General features: G+C 57.8%; 1 protein-coding gene and 1 pseudogene. Both read right to left on the bottom strand.

The genetic code is table 11. The annotated features are described in order from the left end of the window. The coding region (locus R6V78_RS05930; protein WP_410288415.1) for a cation-translocating P-type ATPase at positions 1–2,407 on the bottom strand (2,407 nt) is incomplete at its 3' end. Positions 2,408–2,459: 52 nt separating this feature from the next. Further along, positions 2,460–3,149 (bottom strand): annotated as a pseudogene (locus R6V78_RS05925) (aldehyde ferredoxin oxidoreductase); the annotation flags it as partial.

Raw genomic sequence — 3,149 nt, 5'->3', positions numbered from 1 at the left:
CCACGTGCACCATCCAGTACCAGGCTCCAAGGGTCAGGGTGCCGATGGTCAGTCCCGAAACAATGGTCTGCCAGACCATCTGGGGGTTGAAAATCGTTTCCTCGGGCCTTCGAGGCCTTCGTTTCATGGCGCCCGGCTCTCCTCCCTCAAAGGCCAGGGCAACGTCCTGAATGCCGTTGGTGACCAGATTGAGCCACAGCAACTGCACCGCTAAAAGCGGAATGGGCAGGCCCGCGAAAATCGCCGTGACAAACATCAGCACTTCCGCCGCGCCGGTGGAGATGAGCAGATAAATCACCTTGCGCACGTTGTCGTAGGCAAAGCGTCCTTCTTCCACGCCGGCCACGATGGAGGCAAAATTGTCGTCGGCAACGATCATGGAGCCTACTTCCTTGGCTACATCCGTGCCCGAGCCCATGGCCACGCCGATGTTGGCCCTTCGAAGCGCCGGGGCGTCGTTGACCCCGTCGCCGGTGACAGCGACAAATTCCCCCCGGCGGATCAGCACATCGACGATTTCCAGCTTCTGGGTCGGAGACACCCTGGCAAACACCTGGGACGACGCCACCAGCTTTTCGAAAGCCGGACTGTCCGGCGATCCGGCCTTGCTCAACTGCGCGCCGGTCACCACCGGCTTATCGCGATCGGACAGCCCCAGCTCCCTGGCGATGGCGCCGGCGGTGGCGGAATGATCTCCGGTGATCATCATGACCTTTATGCCGGCGGTCTTGCAAATTTTCACCGATTCGACGGCTTCGGGGCGAAGGGGATCGATGAATCCCACCAGTCCGTAAAAAAGCAGACCGGAAAGGGATTCTTCATCAGCAGAACCGCCGGTTGGCGTGTCTTGGGTTTCACCACCGGCAACGGCCAATACACGAAGCCCTTGTTTCGCCATGGCTTCCGCTTGCTGCTCGACGTCTTCCCGGTCAAGTTCCGCCGGCTTGGCGTCCCGAACCATGCCGCTGCAAAAATCCAGAATCGTTTCCACTGCGCCCTTTGCAGCCACATGCCCGGTGCCGTCTTTTTCAAAAAAGACCGCCGCATATTTCTGCTCGGATTCATATGGAACTTCCCGGGTAACACGGACCTGATTCTTTACCTGTTCCGGATTCAGGCCCAACTTGTAACCCATGGCCAGGAAGGCCACATCCATGGCGTCCCCGCGATGTTTCCAGCCGTTTTCTTCCTGGACAAGCGATCCCTCGTTGGCCAAAATCGCCAATTCGGCCAGCCGGTTCAGCTGGTCCTCATCAGCTGGGGAACCCTTTTTGCCGCTGCCGCTCTCCGAAACATCACCTTCGCCGTTATAGCCTTCTCCGGAAAATTCGAAGGTCCGCCCATCCGCCAAAACCACGGTACGGACGGTCTGCTGGTTGACGGTCAGGGTGCCTGTCTTGTCGCTGGCGATAACCGTGCAGCTCCCCAGGCTTTCAACCGCGGTGAGCTTGCGGACGATGACCTTTCGGTCGGACATTCGTTTGGTGGCGATGGAGAGCGCAACCGTGAGCGCGACGGGAAGTCCTTCGGGAATGGCCGAAACCGTCAGAGCCACAACAAAGAAAAAAATCACCGCAAGATTCTGGCCCTGGATCCACAAAAGGAATGCAAGACCGGCACTGATGACCAGCACCAGGATGCTGATGTGTTTGACGAACCTTTCCATCCGCAGCACCAGCGGCGGTTTGCCGCTTTCCGACGCCGTGACGGTTTGAGCGATGATGCCCACCTGGGTCTCGGTGCCGGTGCCAACGACGATCCCATCCCCCCTGCCGGAGGTGATGGTCGATCCGGCAAAGACCATGTTCTTGCGGTCACTCACAACGGTCTCCTCAGGCAGGGGTCCGGTGGTCTTCTCCGAAGCGATGGACTCGCCGGTCAGAAAACTTTCATCGGCCGCGAGGTTGTTGACCTGTACCAGACGCAGGTCGGCCGGCACCTTGTTGCCGGATTCCAGTAGTACAATGTCGCCCGGCACCACCTTTTCGGCCTGAATCTCCATCTCCCCGGACCCTCTGCGCACCCGCGCCGTAATCTTGAGCAGGCGCTGCAGGCCGGCGGCGCTCTTTTCAGCTCGATACTCCTGGTAGGCCCCCAGACCGCTGTTCAAGGCAATGACGATGAGAATAAACACGGCATCTGCGCCTTCGCCTATGACCACAGACGCCACGGCAGCGGCCAGCAGGATGAAGATCAGGGGGTTGAGGACCTGATGCAGAAGGATGGCCCAGATCGTGGGCGGTTCCTTGACGGGCAGCGTGTTGGGGCCGTAATATGCAAGCCGCCGGTCCGCCTCCTGTTGGTCCAGCCCATCCGCTCCGGACTGAAGCACTTCGTAAACATTCTGTTCCTCAAAGGCGTGCCACTTTTCTTCGCATAATCGGCAGGCATGTTCTTTTTGTTTCATCCACTCCTCCCAATAATAAATCACTTAACCGACGTTTCCGGCACATGTCTCGTCACACAGGATATTCCCGAAGCATTTCATGGATGCCTTTGTGCATGTCATACCAGAATTCGTAGGCAGCGGCATGCTTATCCCGTGTAAAAAATTCAACCCAGCGGTCCAGTTCCGGGTCTTTAGTCTTGTCGATCTGCTTTTTGTTTTTCAAAAATTCGAACACCATGTCCATGTTGCGTTCAGATTCCCAGAACACCGATGCATTCCTGCTGGTGATGCGGCTGGCGGTAAGGCTGATGGAACGTAGGAACGCATCCCTTTCCCCGAAGATATTTTCCACGATGTCGGGAAGCAGCGTTTCCGCCCAGGCCCGATGAAACCGACAGATCCCGAGATTGTCCAGCATCAGTTCCTTGAGCATGCGCCGGGCGTTTTCCCTTCCCAGCTCACGGGGCGGCAGGAAGTCCCGGCCGTAGTGCATGTAATATTTGCCCGTGATGGCCATGGGTGCAAAAGCACCGGGCGTCCAGTACTGGTTGGGAACCATCCAGCCCTGGCGGGCAAAGGCATTGTATACGAATCGATCCAGCACCTGCCGGCCCTTTTCCCGTGATAACCGGCGTGCAAATTTACGAACGCCGAATTGCAGCGCTATTTTCCCGCCGGGCGTAATCATCTGATTCAAAAGCGCCATGCCCAGTTCGGCATTGTGCATGGAATCGCCCACCACATCAAACGTCGCCATCTC

The organism is Desulfosarcina sp., from assembly GCF_046496365.1.
GTDB lineage: Bacteria > Desulfobacterota > Desulfobacteria > Desulfobacterales > Desulfosarcinaceae > Desulfosarcina.
Note: the sequence above shows the minus strand (reverse complement) of the source record. Positions and strands in the feature narration are given on the sequence as shown.